A 21,001-nucleotide genomic window follows, 5' to 3' on the forward strand; every position below is an offset into this window, starting at 1 on the left:
TTAATGATTAAAAATAAAAAAAAGATTTTGAATATGCTCAAAATCTTTTTTATAATGATTAGGAAGTTACGTTTAGCCAATTTCCACGCCGTTTTCTACCGGAACATCAGGCGTTACAAACGCTAATTTTCCGTCGGGTTTTGTGGTTAAAAGCAACATTCCCTGAGATTCGATACCGCGGATTTTTCTCGGCGCCAGATTCAGTAAAATCATCACCTGTTTTCCGATGCATTCTTCCGGAGTGAAACTTTCGGCAACTCCGGAAACTACGGTTCTCACGTCAACGCCCGTATCTACTGTGAATTTTAACAGTTTATCTGCTTTTTCTACTTTTTCAGCGGTAAGAATGGTGGCTGTTCTTAAATCTATTTTGGTGAAATCATCAAACTGAATTTCGTCTTTCATGGGGTTTGCTTTAGGATTAGTTTTTTTATTGGATTCTTTGGTGTTCTCCAGTTTCTGAATCTGGAATTCGATGGTTTCATCTTCGATTTTAGAAAATAAAAGTTCCGCCGGGTTGATTTGATGCCCGGTTTTAATTAAAGCTCTATCGTTTTTCAGTTGCTCCCAATTGATTTGAGGAACATTGAACATTTTCTGTAGTTTTTCAGCGCTGAACGGCATGAACGGTTCGCAAACCTGAGCCAATCCTACTGCGATTTGTGCTGCTACAAACAGTGAACTTGCTGCTTTTTCCGGGTTGTCTTTGATGGTTTTCCAAGGTTCTTCGGTTTGCAAATATTGGTTTCCGAAACGTGCTAAATTCATCATTGCAGCTAATGCATTTCTGAATTCGAAGTTTTCGAGGTAGTTTTCAATTTCGGTAGCTGACTTTGCTATTTCATGGAGCTCGACAGCGTTTTCGTCACCTGCAGGAACTATACCGTCGTAATATTTATGAATTAAAACAGCAACTCTGTTGATGAAGTTTCCGAAAATCCCAACTAATTCCGAATTATTTTTAGTCTGGAAATCTTTCCATGTGAAGTTGTTGTCTTTGGTTTCCGGAGCTGAGGATAGTAATGCATAACGCAAAACATCTTGCTGACCAGGAAATTCTTCCACATACTCATGAGCCCAAACAGCCCAGTTTCTTGAAGTTGAGATTTTTTCATTTTCAAGATTAAGGAATTCGAAAGCAGGAACATTTTTCGGCATCACATAATCGCCGTGTGCCTTCATCATACTTGGAAAAATAATACAGTGGAAAACAATATTATCCTTTCCAATAAAATGAATCAAATCTGAGTTTTCGTTTTGCCAATAATCTTTCCAATCTTTTCCATTTTTCTCTGCCCATTCCTGAGTGAAAGAGATGTAACCGATTGGCGCATCAAACCATACATAAAGTACTTTTCCTTCAGCATTCGGAAGTGGAACAGGAACGCCCCAGTTCAAATCTCTTGTCATTGCACGAGGTTTCAGTCCGTCATTCAACCAAGATTTTACTTGTCCGTAAACGTTGGTTTTCCAGTCATCTTTATGACCTTCAATAATCCATTCGTTTAGGAAATCTTCATATTCGTTCAAAGTAAGATACCAGTTTTTTGTTTCTTTTAAAATCGGAACATTTCCGCTCAACATTGATTTTGGGTTAATCAATTCTGATGGCGAAAGGGTAGCACCACATTTTTCGCACTGGTCACCATACGCACCGTCGTTGCCGCAATTCGGGCAGGTTCCCACGATATATCGGTCTGCAAGAAATTCATTTGCCTGTTCGTCGAAATATTGTTCAGAAACTTCTTCTGTGAATTTTCCCTTATTATATAGTGTGGAGAAAAAATCCTGACTTACTTCGTAGTGTTTTTTGGAAGTTGTGCGGGAATATTCGTCGAAAGAAATGCCCAGATCTGCGAAAGATTTTTTGATGATTCCGTGGTATTTGTCCACAATATCCTGCGGTGTCACGCCTTCTTTTTTTGCTCTAATGGTAATAGGAATACCGTGTTCATCGGAGCCACAGATAAATGCCACGTCATTACCTAGTCTTCTTTGAAATCTTGCGTAAACATCTGCGGGAATATACACCCCTGCTAAATGGCCAATATGAACGGGCCCGTTAGCATAGGGCAAAGCCGCAGTAATCATCTTTCTTGCTGACATAAATTGATCTCTTTTATTTTATGCAAAGATAAGGGTTAGGAGGCTTACTATAAAATTATTGAATCGATAAAAATTTCGAGTTGAGTTGCGAAATTGGGGATTTGTATATTAAAAAATGATAAACAAATGTTTAACTTTTTGTTAATATCCATATTCTTATTGATGAGACAATATAAAGGTTAAATATCTGATAATTAAAAAATTAGCTTTTATGTTCACAATAAAGATATGATTTTTCTCACATAAAATTAACGATTTTAATAAAATTTTAGGAATAATTGAATATTTGTTTAAATTGCAAGACTTCACCATGTGGAGTATTAAGTAAAGAATATTAATCCTTAAATTTTATTTTTGTGAGAAACTATACTACAGTTTTGAAAATTGCACCTGCCTTTTTGTTATTGGCGGGTACAATGTTACACGCACAAACAGCGGATTCAGTTAAAACTGCCGATATTGAGCAGGTTGTATTAATTGGTTATGGCGCCAAGAAAAAGTCTGATCTTACAGGTTCTGTTACGGCTGTCTCTGAGAAGGACTTTAACAAAGGTGCTATCGTATCGGCAGATCAGTTGCTTACAGGTAAAGCGCCAGGTGTTAGAATCACCAACGAAGGAGGATCGCCGGACTCGAAACCGAACATCCGAATCCGTGGAGGAGCATCTTTGAATGCACAGAATAACCCTCTTATTGTAATTGATGGTGTTCCACTTGATTCTAGCAATCCAGCTGGTGTCGGAAACCCACTGAACCTAATTAACCCCAATGACATTGAATCTTTCTCAATCCTGAAAGATGCTTCGGCGACCGCTATTTATGGTTCAAGAGCATCCAATGGTGTAATTATTATTACGACTAAGAAGGGTGGTGGCAAACTGAAAGTCGGTTTTAGTACCAACGTTTCCGTAGGTGAGGTAACGAAGAATCTTGACGTGATGGATTCCTCACATTTTGTAGATTACATCAAGACTAATTTCCCTCAGTACAGTTGGAGACTCGGCGTAGGTGGTGATAAAAATAATCCAACTGAAACGGGTACCATCTATAACACCAACTGGCAGGATGAAGTTTTCAGAACTACAGTTTCCACCGATAATAACGTAAGCCTTGCAGGAACACTATGGAATGCTCTTCCAATCAGAGTATCTATGGGGTATAACCGCACAGAGGGTGTAGTGCGTACAAGTGATTATGAGCGTTTCACTGAAGCAATTAAACTTACGCCAACGTTCTTCGACAAACATTTAAAAATTGATTTGAACTTAAAAGGTTCTCAGTCTAAGTTTAATGCGGTAGATGCAGGTGCAGCTATTGGAGGAGCGGTAAATATGGATCCTACAAAACCAGTTTATATTTCACAAACCGGTCTTACGGGTAGCCCCTATAACCGATTTGGAGGTTATTTTCAAAACACAGAATTTTCAGGCGGCCAGTATAGAACTTTAGGTCAAACCAACCCTCTTGCTGTTCTTCTGCAAAGAAATGCGCCGCAGAAAGTGAGCAAATTACTTGGGAACGTTGAATTTGACTACAAAATGCATTTCCTGCCAGAACTTCGCGCTGTCTTGAATTTAGGAATGGAAACGTCAAGTTCTGATCTGAAGACTGTTTATGCAGATAATGCAATTCAGACTTATAGAACGCCAAGTGGATCACAGTTCCCGAATGATTATATCTTCAACCCCGGCGTAGATTACGCCGAGCATCAGGACATCTTCAACAAAACGATGGATGCCTATCTGGTTTACAACACAAAAGTTTCGGATTTCCTTACGAACTTCCTTATTCAAGGTGGATACTCCTATCAAAATTTTAAGAACGAAGGATATAAAGACAAGTATATTTATCACGAAACAACAGGAGTTCGAACACCGTTCGTAGATAATGACCTCAATCCTACAAATGCTTATTACAATGAACTGAACTTGCAGTCATTTATTGCAAGATCAAATATTGATATCTTAAACCGTTATTTATTTACTCTTACTTTCCGTGCGGATGCTTCCTCGCTGTTCAAGAAAGATCAGCGGTGGGGTTATTTCCCTGCAGTAGGTTTCGCCTGGAAAGTGAATGAAGAGAGCTTCCTGCGTGATGCAGAGGCTGTACGCGAACTGAAGCTTAGACTTGGTTGGGGAAAAACCGGACAACAGGATATTACAGGACTCGTTGGTTTTTATCCGTCAAGGCCCCTATTCGCATTGGGTAGTTCTAATGCACAGTATTTCCCTGGAATCGGTACGTACAGTGCGCTTCCGTTTAACGAAAATCTTACGTGGGAAACAACCACTACCATTAATGCAGGTTTAGATTTCGGATTCTTTCGTGGAAATCTCCTGACAGGTAGCTTTGATATCTATGAAAGAAAAACAACGGATCTTCTTTTGTGGACTCCTCTTGCCCCAGGCCAAGGTCTTACTAACCAGTTTATTGACAATGTAGGTGAAATGACCAACCGAGGTGCTGAAATGAACCTTACAGTAACGCCGGTGAAGAACAGCAAGGTAACTTGGAGTATTTCCGGAAATGCTGCGTACAACTTAGGTGAGGTGACCAACCTGAAAAATGTCGAAAGCATTGCAGCTTCAGACAGTGGTTTGCCTGTAGGTACAGGGGTAAGCCTTGCATACCATCCAGTAAACGGGCAGCCCTATTCAGCTTGGGTATTCCAGCAGGTTTATGATAACAATGGAAATGCGATGCAGGGTGTTGTGATCGACAGAAACGGTGATGGTTTAATTAATAATGATGACCGTTATTATGAAGCGTTAAGACCGAACTGGACTTATGGTTTCAGCACTTCACTTAATTACCAAAACTGGGATTTCAGCGCTAACTTCCGCGGGCAGGTAGGTGGCAAAGTATATAACGCCAGAAAAATGTCTCAAGGCTTCCGCGAGTATGCAGTTCCACAGAACTCGAACTCTCTGAACAACGTTCTTACCTTTGCTGAAAATACTCCGTTCACTAACCTTACAGACCAGGTGATCTTCTCAGATTATTTCCTTGAAGATGCTACCTTCCTGCGTTTGGACAACGCGACTGTGGGGTATTTGTTCAAAGATTTATTTAACTCTACTGACCTACGCGTTTACGGTTCCGTGAGCAATGCATTTGTAATTACAAAATATGAAGGTTTGGACCCAGAAAATTTCAATGCGATTGACAACAATTTTTATCCAAGACCACGAACTTATACCATTGGTTTAAACTTTAATTTTTAAATAAAACAAAATGAAAAATATTAAATTCAAATTATTGGCTTTTGCAGCGGTAGTGATGCTGTCCACGCAGTCCTGTCTCCGGGATCTGGATACTGAGCCAAAATATGATATGACACTTGAATATATACTGCAACAGGATCCTAAAGCAGTGGAAGGAATGCTTTCCCGTCTTTATGCAAGTTTCGCTCTTTCCAGTGTTAAAGGTCCTGGTGATTCTGACATCTCTGGTGCTGACCCGGGAGAGTCGCCATTTATCCGTGGTCTTGTAAATCTTCAGGATTTTACGGCAGACGGAATGAAAAACCGTTGGGGAGATAACGGACTTGACCAACTAACCACTACCAGCAACTGGACCGACAATAATAAATTCTTCAAGTATGCATACGACAGAATTTATTATACAGTTCCTCAGGCAACTAACCTTATCCTCATCATGAAGAGCGATAACGTAAAATATCAGAACAAGGAGCAGGTGGTGAGCGAGCTTCGGTTTCTGCGTGCACTTTCTTACTATTATCTTATCGATCTTTTTGGTAAAGGCGTATTGGTAAATGATGAAACTTTCAATACGAGTACACCGCTTCCAGAAGCTTCACGAACTGAACTTTTCACCTTTGTTGAAACTGAACTTAAAGATATCGAAGGAAAACTTCCTGCCCAAAATTCTTATGCACGTGCAAACAAATCTGCGGCAAGAATGCTTTTGGCTAAACTTTATCTGAATGCTGAAGTTTATACAGGAACGCCGCGATATAATGATGCTGCCGCATATATTAGTAAAGTAATTAGTGAAGGTGGATATCAGTTGGAAGGAAACTTCCGCAAGAATTTTTCTGCTGACAACAATACTTCGAAAGAGATTATCTTCCCACTTATAGCTGACGCTGCAAGCAGCCAGAGTTTCGGTAACACTACTTACATCGTTAATGGAAGCATCAGTACGGATACCATGACGCCTGCAGATTTTGGCGCGACAGATGGTTGGGCTGGTCACCGGGCAACTAAAGCATGGTATGGTTTATTTGCAGGTTCTGCAGCTGGTCTTCAGAGCAGTACTGACGTACGTGCAAAGCTTTTCTGGTCAACAGGTCACAATTGGGAGATGAATGATTATAAAACTTGGACTGACGGTTTCCCTTCAGACAAATTCTGGAACAAAAATTCTGATGGTAGTGGGAGCGCAACAAGTTTCTCTTCTACAGATTTCCCTCTGTTCCGTTTGAGTGATGCTTATCTAATTTATGCTGAATGTGCGATTCGTGGCGCGGCAGGTACTTCAATGGGGCAGGCAATCACTTATTTCAACCAGGTTCGTACAAGAGCTGGAGCTCCAGTTGTTTCTGTTCTTTCACTTGACGAAGTTTTAAATGAAAGAGGCCGTGAACTCGGTTTAGAAGGTGTGCGTCGTCAGGATCTTATCCGTTTCGGGAAATTTACAGGTGGTTCTTATCTGTGGCCTTGGAAAGGTGGTGTGAAGAACGGTACTGCGATTTCGGACAACTACAAATTGTTTCCTATTCCTAGTACTGCGCTTCAGGCGAATCCAAATCTGACCCAAAATCCAGGTTACTAACTTTAATTTAATTCAATAATGAAAACCAATAATTTATATAAAATACTTCTTGCAGTGCTGGTCTTTTTCGGCATTACAGCCTGCGAGGACCGGGAACTGATTATGGTAGAAAATCAATCAGCTCCTATTGTGATGGATCTTTCGGCTTCAACACTTTTTTTAGATCAGAATTTTCCGGCTAATCCTGCACTTACAGTAACCTGGACAGCGGCAACTTATTCAGTACCAACCGAAATTAGATATAAAGTAGAAGCTTCTGCAGATGAGAAGTTTACGAAGCCATTAGAGCTTGCTACTGTTGCTGAATCAAGCAATACGGTAACTTTCACTGTAGATGAAATGAACAAGTCAGCGATTACTTTAGGTATGTCACCGGCAGTATCGTCAAAAATGTATTTAAGAGTTGTATCTTACTTAGGAACTGGTCAAATGATGTCCGCCATTTCTAATGTAACCTCACTACAGATTACGCCTTACGTGCTTTCTTATCCCGATTTCTACCTTGTAGGTGGTGCCACCGCTGTAGACTGGACTGCGAGTGCAGCACAGATTCTTTATAAAGATGCTAACCTTTCTTATATCTACACTTATCTGAAGCCAGGAAATTTCCGTTTCCTCGGTCAGCAAGACTGGAATCCTACAAACTACAGTCTTAATGATCCTGGAATCAAAGAAAACTATAGATATTTCAACCAGTGGCCTGCTACAATTGCGCCCGACACTGCTGAACAGGAAAACATGATTTTCTCCGGCACAGAAGGTATATACAAAATTACCATTAACGCAGCTGCTGATAAAAAGACATTGGATATTGTTCCAGCTTCTGTTTTTGGTTTTAACTATGAGACGGTTTATTTGGTTGGAAGCATTGCAGGAAACAACGGGACCCCTGAAAATGGAGTTGAAATGACGAAAACAGCTGATGGCGTTTACGAGTTCACTACCACGATTGAAAATGGTACTGAATTTAAGATCCTCGGGCAAAAATCTTGGGGAGACCTTGACTGGGGTAATATCGGTGGAAACGGTAATACCGGATTCCTTGGCCCAAAAGGAGATAACGGAAACATCAAATTTGATGGTGGCGGATCTGAATACAAGATTACTGTGAATATCAAGAGAGGAACTTACAGCATTGTAAAACTTTAGAACACCGTTTATAAGTTCATTAAAATAACTGAAAAAAATGAAAAATATATTTAAAATTTTGATCGTGCTGTTTCTGCCATTAATTCTTCTGAATTCCTGCAGAAACGATGCTGACAGAGACTGGACGACTCCGGAACCGTCATTTACCTTGTATAATACCACTTTGGGAGCTGTAGTTTTGTATCCTACAATGGAAAATAACCCTTTCATATTAAGATGGGACAATTCTAAAACTACAGGAGGAACTTATTCTGTTGTTGTTTCAAAGACAGAAGATTTCGCTACGAAAGTAGAGTTGGGTACTTCCACTTCCAATACCTTCACTACTACAATTGGCGCACTGAATACTGCAATGTTGCAAGCTGGTCTTTCTCCTTATTCTTCGCAAAATGCTTATATTAGAATAGAGACTGGTGCTGAAGTGTCGAATGCGATTAATTTTGTGGTAACTCCTTATCCTTCTGAAGTTCCGGTGATCAAAAATCCTAGTGCAGGTCAATTGATTACTTTGAATGCTGAAGCTCCATTAGAAACTGCTACCACTATTCTTTGGGATGATTATTCTTACAGTGTGGCTGTTGAATATAAAGTAGAACTTGCTGCGTCAGGATCATCAAACTTCCAATTATTAGGAAGCACTACCGATGAAACTCAGTTGGCGGTTTCTAATTATACTTTGAATGATATCGCTATCAAAGCAGGTCTTCCTGTGAATGTAGCATCTTCTGTTGATATCCGCGTTACTGCAACTACCACATCAACTGGTGGTACCATAACTAAAACTTCAGATGTTGTTACCTTTAAAGTTGCACCTTATCAACCAGCGTTTGTAGATTTCTATCTTGTAGGAGGTGGTACAGCAGTGGGCTGGAATGCTTCTGGAGCACAGTTGTTGAAACAAACTGAAGAAATTTCTGAAATTTATACTTATTTGGAAAACAATGGAGAATTCAGATTCTTAGGTCAACAAGATTGGAACCCTATTAATTACAGTCTAAACGCTGATGGTATCAATGATTCTTTTAAGTATTTCAATACTTGGTCTAGCAATTTAGAGCCAGCAGGATCGGAAAACATGAAATTCACAGGGAATTCCGGTATGTATAAAATCACGATTAACCAAAACTCAAGAAACATCACAGTGACTCCTTCTTCTGTTCCTACTTTGCCAACCAATGTTTATTTGGTAGGATCTATCCAAGGTTGGAACGCTGGATCAGCATTAGAAATGACTCAAGTTGGTGATGGAGTTTACGAATATGTAATTGAAGTTCCAGATGGAGCAGAATTCAAATTCCTAGGTCAGCAAGATTGGTCTGGTACGGAATGGGGTAACATCCATGGTGCTGGAAACTCCGGTTTCTTAGGACCAAATGGTGATAACAATAATATTCAATACAACGGTGGCGGCGCTACTTATAAAATTACTGCCAACATCAAATTGGGAACTAATAAACTGACTCCTCAGTAAGTTTTATTTTCCTTGAAATTTATAAGAAACTGTTGCTTTTTAGCAGCAGTTTTTTTGTGTTTTTGAGGATAAATATTGCTCAAAAACTTGGTCATTACTAGCATTTTATCTAAATTTATTGATTCGAAATAATCATTATGAAAAATATAAAAATCTCAGCACTTATTCTATTGTTAGGAAGTATTTCCCTGAATGCACAATCATTAAAATCTCCGGATGGAAAGTTTGAAATGAACTTTCAACTCAAAAATGGAGCGCCTTTTTATAACTTAAAATACCAAGGAAAAACCGTTGTTGAAGACTCCAAATTAGGATTAAGACTTTTAAGAGATGGCGACATTCAGTTTGCTTCCGAGATAGAAAGTAAAGACCAAAAAGGCAAAGATTTATCAGAAGGATTTACCAAAACAGATGAAAAATTCGATTCCAAAAACGAAAGTTGGAATCCGATTATGGGCGAAAAAAAATCGTATGTAAATCATTACAATGAACTTGCAGTTACGCTTAATCAAGATGTAAATGATCGCCATATTGTGTTGAAATTCAGGTTATTTAATGATGGACTTGGTTTTAGATATGAATTTCCGCAACAGAAAAATCTGAACTATTTCATCATCAGGGAAGAAGACTCCGAAATCGATCTGCCAACCGATATGAAAGCGTGGTGGCTCGCCGGAGATTACGATTCTCAGGAATACCAGACGCAGACCACAAACCTTTCTGAGATTCCTGCAAAATGGCCAACTTCCTACGACGGAAATGCTTCGCAATCTTTAATTAAAAATGCAGTTCAGACGCCTTTAATGCTGAAAAAAGAAGGAAAAGATCAATTGTACGTAAACATTGCAGAAGCTGCAGTTATCAATTATCAGGCTTCCAACTTGGAATTGGATGCGACTGAATTTAAGTTTAAAACCCACTTAACTCCTGATGCTCAAGGTGCAAAAGGTTATATGCAAACCCCGGCGGTTTCTCCGTGGAGAACGATCATTGCTTCCCCTAAAGCAGAAGAAGTTTTGGCTTCAAAAATGATTTTCAACCTCAATGATCCTACAGAATATAAAGATACTTCCTACATCAAACCTACAAAATACATGGGTGTTTGGTGGGAAATGATCATCGGGAAATCTCAGTGGGCTTATTCCACAGCCAACAACGTACATATCGGGAAAACTGATTTTTCTAAACTCACCCCGAATGGAAACCACGCTGCCAACAATACCAAAGTCAAAGAGTATATCGATTTCGCTTCAGCACACGGCTTCGACGCATTACTTATCGAAGGCTGGAACATAGGCTGGGAAGACTGGTTCGGTCACAGCAAAGAATTTGTTTTCGACTTCATCACGCCTTATCCTGATTTCGACATTAAAATGCTGAATGACTACGCTCATTCAAAAGGCATGAAACTTATGATGCATCACGAAACTTCTGGTTCTGCAACCAATTACGAAAGATGGGCCGACAAAGCTTTCCAGCTGATGAACAAATACGATTATCCGTCTGTGAAAACCGGTTATGTTGGGAATATTATTCCGCGTGGCGAACATCATTACTCACAGTGGACGATTAACCATTATTTAAGAATCGCAGAGAAGGCCAACGAGTATAAAATCATGGTCAACTCTCACGAATCTGTTCGTCCTACAGGTTTAAGCAGAACCTATCCGAACTGGATCGCCGCTGAAGCCGCACGTGGAACAGAATACGAAGCATTTGGCGGAAATAATCCGGATCATCAGACCATTCTTCCGTTCACCAGATTTATGGGTGGCCCAATGGATTACACACCGGGAATTTTCCAAACCAAACTAGATTATTATTTTCCCGGCGACAAGCGTTTTGTGAAAACAACCTTGGCAAAGCAGTTGGCGCTGTATGTAGTGATGTATTCTCCGCTACAGATGGCGGCTGACTTACCGGAAAACTACGCACGGCATTTAGATGCGTTCCAGTTCATCAAGGATGTTGCGGTAGATTGGGATGATACCAAAATTCTTTCGGCAGAACCTGGCGATTATATCCACACGGCCAGAAAAGCAAAAGGCAAAGATGAGTGGTATGTAGGCGGAATTACCGATGAAAACACAAGAAATTACACCGTAGATTTCTCCTTCCTTCCGAAAGGGAAAAAGTACGAAGCCACTGTATATGCCGATGGCGACGATGCAGATTATATCAACAATCCTCAATCCTATAAGATTTACAAAAAGACGGTTACCAGCAAATCGAAATTGCCGATGAAACTCGCTAGAAGCGGTGGTTATGCGATTTCAGTGAAGCCTGTAAAGTAGGTGATGTGAACAGGTACCAATTAAACCTTATAGGTTTTCAAAACCTATAAGGTTTCTAAGGTTTCTAGTTTTCGCCACTCCAAATAAACAGTACCATGATAGAGAGCAGATATCGCGAAAGTTTCGACTTCAACGGAATTTTTCATGTGTACACGCACGTGAACGGAAACGAATTGGTTTTTCGTGAAGACAAAAACTATATTTTTTTCCTTGAAAAACTCAAGCATTATCTGTTACCGGTTTTAGATATTTACGCTTATTGTTTAATGCAGAATCACATTCACCTGTTGGTAGCATTTAAAACGGGTGATGAGGTTGGTAAGAATTTGACTATTGAAACTGCAGAGGTGTATGGTGAAAAATCGCATCGGCTTCTGATGAAGCCGTTCAGTAATTTACTTAATTCGTATGCGAAGGCTTATAATAAAATGTACGGCCGGCGAGGGGCATTATTTTTAGATTATTTAAAGAGAATCAGAATAGATGACGAAAAATATTTATTAAATACCTTCAAATATATTCACAGAAATCCTATAAATCACGGTTTCGTTCGTGATGTGAGTGAATGGAAATTTTCATCCTATCGAAGTTATCTCCATCCGGAAACCGCATCGGCAGTAACACGCGATTATATGCTGAAATATTTTCGCTCGATGGATGAATTTATCGAATTTCACAGTTATCCTGAAATGAATCCTCAAACCTCATAGGTTTCTGAAACCTATGAGGTTTAACTACAGCTAGACAGCTAACTAACCAACAACCAACCATGAAAAAACTACTCTTATTATTGTCGCTATACATCAGCACGACGTTGATCGCCCAAATCCAGAAAGTAGAACCCGCCTTCTGGTGGAAAGGGATGAAAAATCCCGAACTCCAGATTATGGTTTATGGAAAGGATATTTCCAAATATGCGGTAGAACTTTCCGATCAAATCCCGGTTAAAGATCTTACCAAAACTGAAAACCCAAATTATGTATTCATCACCGTGAATACCAATGAAATCAACAATTCTCTTTTTAGAATTAATTTTAAAGAAAATAATAAAACCGTTTATTCCTACAAATACGAACTCAAAAGTAGAAAACCCAATTCTGCTAACAGACCTTCATATTCTTCGAAAGATGTGATGTATCTTATTATGCCCGATCGGTTTGCAAACGGAAATCCTTCAAATGATTCCCAAAAAAATCTTACCGATAAAGCGAATAGAAACGAACCGACTGGAAGACACGGGGGCGATTTACGCGGTATTATCAATAATCTTGATTATCTTCAAAATTTGGGTGCAACTGCGCTTTGGCTGACTCCGGTGAACGAAGACAACGAAAAAAGAACTTCCTACCACGGCTATGCACAAACTGATCTTTACCAAATCGATGGTAGATACGGAACCAACGAAGAATATCTGGAACTTTCCCGAGCACTGCAAAAACGCGGGATGATGCTTATTCAGGATTATGTGACTAATCATTGGGGAATTTCGCATTGGCTGATTCAGGATTTGCCGACCAAAGATTGGATTCACCAATTTGCGGATGGCGAAGGAAAATATGGTTTCAAAAGATCCAATTACAGGATCACTTCGCAGTTTGATACGAATGTCGCTGATATCGACAAAAAAGAAGCATTAAACGGTTGGTTCGATACCACAATGCCCGATTTGAATCAAAGTAATCCTTTGGTTTTGAAATATTTAACCCAAAACGCAATTTGGTGGATTGAATATGCGGAACTCGGCGGTTTACGCGTTGACACTTATCCGTACAACGACAAAGTAGCGATGGCAAAATGGGCAAAAGCCATCACAGACGAATATCCAAATTTCAATATCGTGGGCGAAGCTTGGATGTACAATCCGGCACATATTTCTTATTGGCAAAAAAATTCAAAGATTGCCGAGATTGATGGCTATAATTCCAATTTACCGGCAGTGATGGATTTTACTTTGTACACCGATTTACCTTCTGCATTGAAGGATGAAGACGGTTGGGACAAAGGGATGATTAAAATTTACAACTCCTTCGGAAACGATTTTCTTTATCCCGACATCAATAACATTTTGGTCTTTTTTGAAAACCATGATACCGAAAGATTCAATGAAATCTTCAATGGAGATTCCAGGTATTACAAAATGGCATTGACCTTAATTTCCACCGTTCGTGGGATTCCGCAGATTTATTACGGTTCCGAAATTGGGCTGCGTGGCGAAAAATCCAAAGGCGATGCCGATATCCGAAGAGATTTCCCCGGCGGCTGGAAAGGTGATCCCCAAAATGCCTTCAATCCTCAGACGCGTACGGCAGAACAGAAAGATTTCCATGATTTTACCCAAAAGATGCTGAAATGGCGAAAAAGCAAAGACGTGATCCACAACGGAAAAACCAAACATTATATGCCGAAAGAAAAGGTATATGTCTATTTCCGTTACAACGAAAAAGAAAAAGTTATGGTGGTGATTAATAATAACGAAAAAGATCAAACTCTCGATTTAAGCCGTTTCGCGGAATCTTTATCAGGCGTTTCTGCGGGAAAAGATGTAATTTCCGGAAAGGATTTTTCGGTAAATGCACAAAATAAACTCACCGTTTCGGGGAAATCTTCTTTGATTTTAGAGTTGAATTAAAAATGGTAACAGCGTTCTTTTTGTAATAAAATTACAGTGCTGTCTCTTTAATATAGATAGAAAAATCAACGTAAAAAAATTATTGTGTCATTGTCTTTGTTTAATAAAATAGTTAAAACCGTTACTATGAAAAAAATAACTTTTATTGGAATATTATTATTAATTTTCAATTTTTCCGGAACAGTTTCCGCACAAAATAAAGGTTTTTACGAAAACGTCCAGAAGAAAAATGTCGCTAAAGTTCTAGACGATTTGAATGCTTTTGCGGCAGCAGCAGATTACAAAAATTATTTCGATCTTTATGCCGAAGAATCTACTTTCATTGGTACCGACGCTACGGAAGTATGGAATAAAAAAGAATTCATGGTTTGGGCAAAGCCATTTTTCGATAGCGGCAAGGCATGGAATTTCACTTCGCTGAAAAGAAATATCACCTTTAGCAAAGATGGTACCTACGCTTGGTTTGATGAACTTTTAGATACCCAGATGAAAATTTGCCGCGGCTCCGGAGTTCTAGAAAAAATTGGTGGCAAATGGAAAATCCGACAATATGTCCTTTCTATGACGATTCCAAACGACAACGTCGACGAAGTTACCAAAATCAAAGCATCTGAAGAAGATGCGTATATCAACCAACTGAAATCACAAAAATAAGCTCAAAAAAAATCGACGTGATTATTCATCATTGATAATTTAAAAATTTAAAATCATTCATCATATTTAATCCTCATAACAAATTATGGCAAAAAAAATAAAACCAAACCTCAGTATCGCTCAAATTATCAATATGAGTATGGGGTTTCTCGGAATCCAAATGGCATTTGGTCTGCAGAACGGAAATGCTAGTAGAATCTTAGCCAACCTCGGCGCCGATGTTCACGAGCTTTCCTGGTTCTGGTTGGTAGCACCTATTACGGGCTTAATTGTACAGCCTATTATCGGTCACATGGGTGATAATACCTGGAGTCCGCTCGGCAGAAGAAAACCGTATTTCCTCATTGGCGCAGTGCTTTGCGCAATCGGACTGGTTCTTTTACCCAACGCCGCGTCAGTAACTCATTTAATCGCAGCCAATGTTTTATTGCTGGCAGTAATTTTCTTAGCCATGATGGATTTCTCCGTCAATATCGCCATGGAACCTTTCCGTGCGCTGGTCGGGGATATGCTGCCGAAACATCAGGGAACGCTTGGTTTTTCTATCCAGACTATCTTAATTGGAGTTGGAGCCGTTATCGGTTCAGAAATGCCGAACTGGCTCACCAAAATGGGTGTATCTAATGTCGCACCCGAAGGCTATGTGGCGGATAATGTGATTTACGCATTTTATATCGGTGCAGCAGTACTTATTTTGTCCATTTTATACACTATTTTCACTACCCGAGAATACTCACCTCAGGAATTTGCTGACTTTTCCGATGATAATAAAGAGCCGGAACACTCCAAATTCATGGATATTTTCAAAGATTTTGCCACCATTCCTCCTTTGATGAAAAAGTTAGGAGTCGTGCAATTCTTCTCTTGGTTTGCTTTGTTTACGATGTGGGTTTTTACAACAAGTGCTTTAGCGACTCACCATTTCGGACTTGCGCCGGATGATACTACCTCTGCAGAATTTAATAAAGCCGGTGATTTAACCGGACATTTATTTGGTCTCTATAATTTATTTGCGATTCCGTTTGCGTTTCTTTTAACTCCAATTGCCAAGGCGATTGGTAAAAAACAAACGCACGCTTTGGCTTTATTTGCCGGTGGATTAGGTTTAATTTCTATGTTTTTCATTAAAGATACCGGAATGTTGTGGATTTCCATGGTTGGTTTAGGTTTCGCTTGGGCAAGTATTCTTGCAATGCCTTATGCAATGTTGATCGATGCTATTCCTCAAAGGAAAATGGGTGTTTACATGGGAATCTTCAATTTCTTCATCGTGATTCCACAAATTATCAATGGTATTTTCGGAGGCCCAATTGTGAAAAATCTCTTCGGCAATATGGCCATTGATTATGTCGTAGTAGGAGGGGTTTGCATGATTGTAGCGGCTGCGGTAACAATGTTTTTAATTAAAGATGAAACCCCCGAAACTCCAAAAGAAATTGAAGAAGAAATTCAGCAGATTCATTTTTAAAATATTTTTTAAATTTATCAATTTAAGCGGTTCCGGTCATTATCGGAACCGTTTTTTTATGATTTAGTTTCAGTCCAAACTCAGTCCGCACGTTTTCTGATAAATTCTTTCAGAATAGGAACCTCACTTTTTTCAAGCTCTTTCACAGAAGTCATCAGAGTTACAGTTTGATGTTTTTTAATTTCATTTAAAAATGCTTCGGTCTGAGGATTCTCATCCAATTCTCTCAAATATTTTTTACGGAAATCTTTAAAATCAATTTCTTTTCCATGATACAGTTTGCGGAGTTCATTTGAAGGTGCAATGTCTTTCGCCCATAAATCAATTTCCGCTTTTTCTTTCGTCATTCCCCGCGGCCAAAGCCGGTCAGCCAGAACGCGGAAGCCATCTGTACTTTGTGGCTGGTCATAAATGCGTTTTTGAAAAATTTCCATTTTTATAAATTTAAGTAAAGTTATGAATTTATCTTAAATCAATGTTTTTAGCGCCTTAATGCTCTAAATTTGCATTATTAAATCACTAAAACAATCAAAAAAATGAAAACAGTTTATCATAAAGCAGACAGCAGAGGTTTCGCAGATCATGGATGGTTAAAATCCCATCACACCTTCAGTTTTGCCAATTATTACAACCCTGAAAGAATGAATTTCGGTGCGCTTCGCGTACTCAACGATGATCAGGTTGCTTCCGGAATGGGATTTGGAACCCATCCACACCGCGATATGGAAATTATTTCCATTCCGTTAGAAGGCGATTTGGAGCATAAAGATTCCATGGGAACCACCGCTGTTATCAGAAAAGGTGAAATCCAGGTGATGAGTGCCGGAACCGGTGTAATGCACAGTGAATACAATAAAAACAAAGATGAATTGGTGAAATTCCTTCAGATTTGGGTGATTCCAAATAAGATGAATGTTACCCCGCGTTATGACCAAATCAGCATTAAAGAAAACGAAAAGATCAACGATTTCCAGCAAATTCTATCGCCAAATACTGAAGATGAAGGCGTTTGGATTCATCAAAATGCATGGTTTAATATTGCAAATTTCGAAGCAGGAAATGCCAAAGAATACAAAGTGCACCAGCCCGGAAATGGGGTGTATATTTTCGTGTTAAAAGGTTCAGCTAAAATTGGAGATCAGGTTTTAGGAACCCGCGATGGCTTCGGTATTTGGGAGACCGAAAGTTTTATTTTAGAAGCATTGGAAAATTCTGAGATTTTATTGATGGAAGTTCCAATGAATATTTAAAATTGTTATCTTTAAAAAAAAATTAAAAAAATGAAAATACTCGCTTTTGCAGGAAGCAATTCTACCGTTTCAATCAACAAGAAACTCGTAACCTTTGCTTCTACATTTTTCTCTGAAAACGAGGTGGAAATTTTAGATTTAAATGATTATGAAATGCCTATCTACAAAAGAGAAATCGAACTCGAATCCGGCATTCCACAATCCGCAACTGATTTTGCTGCGAAGATCGACGCTTCTGATTTGATTTTGCTTTCCACTCCGGAAAATAACGGAAACTTTCCGGCTGTTTTCAAAAACCTGATGGATTGGATGTCGCGAATTAAAGGCAGAAAGATTTTTGGTGAAAAAAATATGTTCCTCATGGCAACTTCCGGTGGAGCAAGAGGCGGAGCCAGCGTTTTAGAAATTGCGCAGAAAAGATTCCCTTTCGATGGAGCGCAAGTTTTAGAAGTATTCTCGCTGCCAAAATACAGTGAAAATTTTGATCCTGAAAAAGGAATTACCGACGAAGAAAAACTTGCGGAATTGAAAGAAAAAACCGAAAGTTTAAAACAAAAAATGAATCAATAATTAAAAATAAGAAAGCTGCTTTACCATCGAAGCAGCTTTTTTTTTGAACAGTTTTTCAAGTTTGTGTTTTGTTATTTTTTGTTCATATTGGCAAATTTGAAAGTTGGTTGACAAATTCTGTCAAACTTCTTTTTTACCTTTGGCTAGATTTAAAATTAAAAATGAAATGCATCAACTCAAAGACCTTATGAAAGTGCTCCGCGAATATCTTGCAGCACAAATTTTCATTGATAAAAGTATCCTTTAAAAACTATTATTAAAACCTTGATGAAGTAATTTTCTTTTTTATAAAAACATTAACCAAATCTAATATCATAATTAAATTACACATGAAGAGCGCTCCGAGGAACGCTCTTTTCTATTTTTATGCTGCTTTTTTCTTTTTTACAAATCTAAAAGCTCTTTTGAAAAGCATAAACACAGGAACCATGATTAAACCTGCGATAATTCCGAGCAAAGCTTCTCTTGTCATTGTAGGCCATTTAGGAAGGAAATGGTGATGAATCCAATCGATATTGTGGGCGAAAATTCCACCAGCAACAAGGATTAATGCTACCGTTCCGATGATACCTAATAATTTAATTACCCACGGAAGCGCTTTTATCAATAATTCACCTAAAGTATTGATGAATCCTTTTCCACCCGATTTTCTGATGAGTTTGAATCCTGCATCATCCATTCTTACAATCAATGCGACAATTCCATAAACGCCAACTGTAGCAATAATCGCCACGATAGAAACGGTAATGATTTCTACTAAAAATGGGTTGAACTGAGATTTTAGGGTTTCAAAACCATCTTTTGCTGAAGCCAAAGCAATAATGACAATTTCCAGGGAAAGAATAAAATCTGTTTGAATGGCAGAATTTACTTTTGCCGCTTCCTCCGCTTCACCGCCGTTATTTGGCTCTTCGATTTCCTGAACCACCTCGTGACCTTTTTTTCTGCTATGAATGAGAAATTCAATAATTTTTTCTACACCTTCGTATGCGAGATACAAACCGCCAAGAATCAAAATAACCGTGATCGCAGGTGGATAAATCCATTGCAGCAAAAAAACTACCGGAACGATGATGAGTTTATTTATAAACGAACCTTTCATGATTTTTAGCAAAACCGGAACTTCACGCGAAGACAGAAAACCGGTCGCCTTCTCAGCGTTTACGGCAAGATCATCTCCTAAAATTCCTGCCGTTTGTTTGGTTGCTAATTTGGATGTTACTGCGATGTCGTCCATCAGTGCAGCAATATCATCTAAGATCGCAAAAAAGCCTGAAGCCATATTGTATTTTTAGTATCGAACAAAAATAGGAATTTCAATGAGAAATCAATGCTTTGTGTTTTTGAAAAACAACCTTTTTTTTAAATCATTTTTTAATTTCGTTTAAAAATCTTATTTTCGCAGAACAAAATTTGTATCCTTGAAACCGAAAAAAATACATTCCGAGAAAGAGAATTTCCAAAATATTGGATGTGTGATTTTCGCAAATAAATACTAATGAGCCGACGTCTGAATGATTGCCGGCTTTTTTGTTCTTTATTTTCAATATTTTTCAAGTTTTTGTGAAGTAAAATTTAATAAAAAGTAAAAATGAGCAATACATACAAATCCGCAGGAGTTGACAAGGAAGAAGGTTACAAAACCGTCGACAAAATAAAATCGGCAGTTGCCGAAACCCACAATGAAAATGTACTGAACAGTTTAGGAAGTTTCGGTGCTTTTTATCAGATTGGTGGTTACCAAAATCCTGTTTTGGTGAGCGGAACCGATGGAGTAGGAACCAAATTGAAAGTCGCCCTGGATTCCAAAAAATATGATTCCATTGGAGTTGATTGTTTTGCGATGTGTGCGAACGATATTTTGTGCCACGGTGCGAAACCTCTGTTTTTCCTTGATTATTTAGCTTGCGGAAAACTCGATTCCGATATTGCAGCCGAAATTGTGATGGGAATGGTAAAAGCTTGCAAAGACAATAATTGCGCTCTCATCGGTGGTGAAACTGCCGAAATGCCAGGAATGTACCAACCCGGAGATTACGATGTAGCCGGTTTTTGTGTAGGAATTGTAGAAAAAGACCAAATTATCGATGGTTCCAAAATAAAACGAGGAGATAAAATTATCGCTTTACCAAGTTCCGGTTTCCACAGCAACGGATTTTCTTTGGTAAGAAAAATCTTCCTGGATTTTAACGAAGAATTTGAAGGAAAACCTCTTTATGAAACGCTTTTAGTTCCTACAAGACTTTATTATCAGCCGATTCACAGGGTTTTGGAAGAAGTGAAAGTGTCAGGAATTGCGCACATTACCGGTGGCGGATTAATTGAAAATGTACCGAGAATTATTCCGGAAAACCTTTGTGCGAAAATTGAAGCTTCTGCTATTAAAATTCCGAGCATCATGCTAGAACTTGAAAAGAGAGGAAACATCGCGAGATCAGAAATGTACGGAACTTTCAATATGGGTATTGGAATGGTGATCGTGGTTGATGAAAATCACGCAGCCAAAGTTTTGGATTTGCTTGAAGATGCTTATATCGTTGGAGAAATCACGGAAGGTAATGAGAAAATAGTTTTAAATTAATTGCTTTAGGCGGTTAGTTTTTTGTCCCGTAT

Annotated in this window: 15 protein-coding genes; 12 read left to right on the forward strand and 3 right to left on the reverse strand. The window is 38.8% G+C overall.

The annotated features are described in order from the left end of the window. Positions 1-72 precede the first annotated feature (72 nt). Positions 73-2,106 carry a methionine--tRNA ligase gene (gene metG, locus AP75_RS02985; RefSeq protein WP_031503301.1) on the reverse strand — a complete coding sequence of 678 codons (2,034 nt, stop codon included), beginning with the start codon at positions 2,104-2,106 and terminating at the stop codon, positions 73-75. Positions 2,107-2,522: 416 nt separating this feature from the next. Here metG and AP75_RS02990 point away from each other — a divergent pair, with 416 nt between their 5' ends. From AP75_RS02990 to AP75_RS03030, 9 genes are all read left to right on the forward strand, one after another. Next, a complete protein-coding gene (locus tag AP75_RS02990) occupies positions 2,523-5,330 on the forward strand; it encodes a SusC/RagA family TonB-linked outer membrane protein (protein ID WP_143755787.1) in 2,808 nt (935 codons plus the stop codon). 10 nt (positions 5,331-5,340) lie between these two features. Then, positions 5,341-6,903, forward strand: a complete 1,563-nt coding sequence (locus AP75_RS02995; RefSeq protein ID WP_031503302.1) for a RagB/SusD family nutrient uptake outer membrane protein — start codon at positions 5,341-5,343, stop codon at positions 6,901-6,903. An 18-nt stretch (positions 6,904-6,921) separates the two neighbouring features. After that, positions 6,922-8,052, forward strand: coding sequence for a SusE domain-containing protein (locus AP75_RS03000; protein ID WP_031503305.1), 1,131 nt, complete (start codon positions 6,922-6,924; stop codon positions 8,050-8,052). 37 nt (positions 8,053-8,089) lie between these two features. Beyond that, positions 8,090-9,523 carry a SusE domain-containing protein gene (locus AP75_RS03005; RefSeq protein WP_088263561.1) on the forward strand — a complete coding sequence of 478 codons (1,434 nt, stop codon included), beginning with the start codon at positions 8,090-8,092 and terminating at the stop codon, positions 9,521-9,523. 137 nt (positions 9,524-9,660) lie between these two features. Next, entirely contained in the window at positions 9,661-11,817 is a 2,157-nt protein-coding gene (locus tag AP75_RS03010; RefSeq protein WP_088263562.1) for a glycoside hydrolase family 97 protein, read from the forward strand. A gap of 95 nt (positions 11,818-11,912) precedes the next feature. Further along, positions 11,913-12,527 carry a transposase gene (locus AP75_RS03015; RefSeq protein WP_031503307.1) on the forward strand — a complete coding sequence of 205 codons (615 nt, stop codon included), beginning with the start codon at positions 11,913-11,915 and terminating at the stop codon, positions 12,525-12,527. Between the two features lie 59 nt (positions 12,528-12,586). After that, positions 12,587-14,446, forward strand: a complete 1,860-nt coding sequence (locus AP75_RS03020; RefSeq protein WP_088263563.1) for a glycoside hydrolase family 13 protein — start codon at positions 12,587-12,589, stop codon at positions 14,444-14,446. A 126-nt stretch (positions 14,447-14,572) separates the two neighbouring features. After that, positions 14,573-15,100, forward strand: a complete 528-nt coding sequence (locus AP75_RS03025) for a nuclear transport factor 2 family protein (RefSeq protein ID WP_031502434.1) — start codon at positions 14,573-14,575, stop codon at positions 15,098-15,100. 85 nt (positions 15,101-15,185) lie between these two features. After that, positions 15,186-16,568 (forward strand): MFS transporter, encoded by a 1,383-nt coding sequence (locus tag AP75_RS03030; protein ID WP_185116470.1) that lies wholly within the window; start codon positions 15,186-15,188, stop codon positions 16,566-16,568. 80 nt (positions 16,569-16,648) lie between these two features. Here AP75_RS03030 and AP75_RS03035 read toward each other — a convergent pair whose 3' ends face one another. Continuing rightward, the gene (locus tag AP75_RS03035) at positions 16,649-17,002 is read right to left on the reverse strand and encodes a DUF488 domain-containing protein (protein ID WP_031502436.1); all 354 of its coding nucleotides are present in this window, start codon (positions 17,000-17,002) and stop codon (positions 16,649-16,651) included. Positions 17,003-17,104: 102 nt separating this feature from the next. On the opposite strand from AP75_RS03035, the gene AP75_RS03040 reads away from it, so the two are divergent. Both AP75_RS03040 and AP75_RS03045 read left to right on the forward strand, forming a co-directional pair. Next, on the forward strand, positions 17,105-17,818 hold the full coding sequence (locus AP75_RS03040; RefSeq protein WP_031502438.1) for a pirin family protein: 714 nt from the start codon (positions 17,105-17,107) through the stop codon (positions 17,816-17,818). A 30-nt stretch (positions 17,819-17,848) separates the two neighbouring features. Further along, positions 17,849-18,388 (forward strand): NADPH-dependent FMN reductase, encoded by a 540-nt coding sequence (locus AP75_RS03045; protein WP_031502440.1) that lies wholly within the window; start codon positions 17,849-17,851, stop codon positions 18,386-18,388. Between the two features lie 364 nt (positions 18,389-18,752). Here AP75_RS03045 and AP75_RS03050 read toward each other — a convergent pair whose 3' ends face one another. Beyond that, positions 18,753-19,670: a DUF808 domain-containing protein gene (locus AP75_RS03050; protein ID WP_031502442.1), complete on the reverse strand. Its 918-nt coding sequence runs from the start codon at positions 19,668-19,670 to the stop codon at positions 18,753-18,755. Positions 19,671-19,979: 309 nt separating this feature from the next. On the opposite strand from AP75_RS03050, the gene purM reads away from it, so the two are divergent. Beyond that, positions 19,980-20,969, forward strand: a complete 990-nt coding sequence (purM, locus tag AP75_RS03060) for a phosphoribosylformylglycinamidine cyclo-ligase (RefSeq protein ID WP_031502446.1) — start codon at positions 19,980-19,982, stop codon at positions 20,967-20,969. The last annotated feature ends 32 nt before the right edge of the window (positions 20,970-21,001 follow it).

It is taken from the genome of Kaistella haifensis DSM 19056, from assembly GCF_000735695.2.
Taxonomy (GTDB): Bacteria; Bacteroidota; Bacteroidia; order Flavobacteriales; family Weeksellaceae; genus Kaistella; species Kaistella haifensis.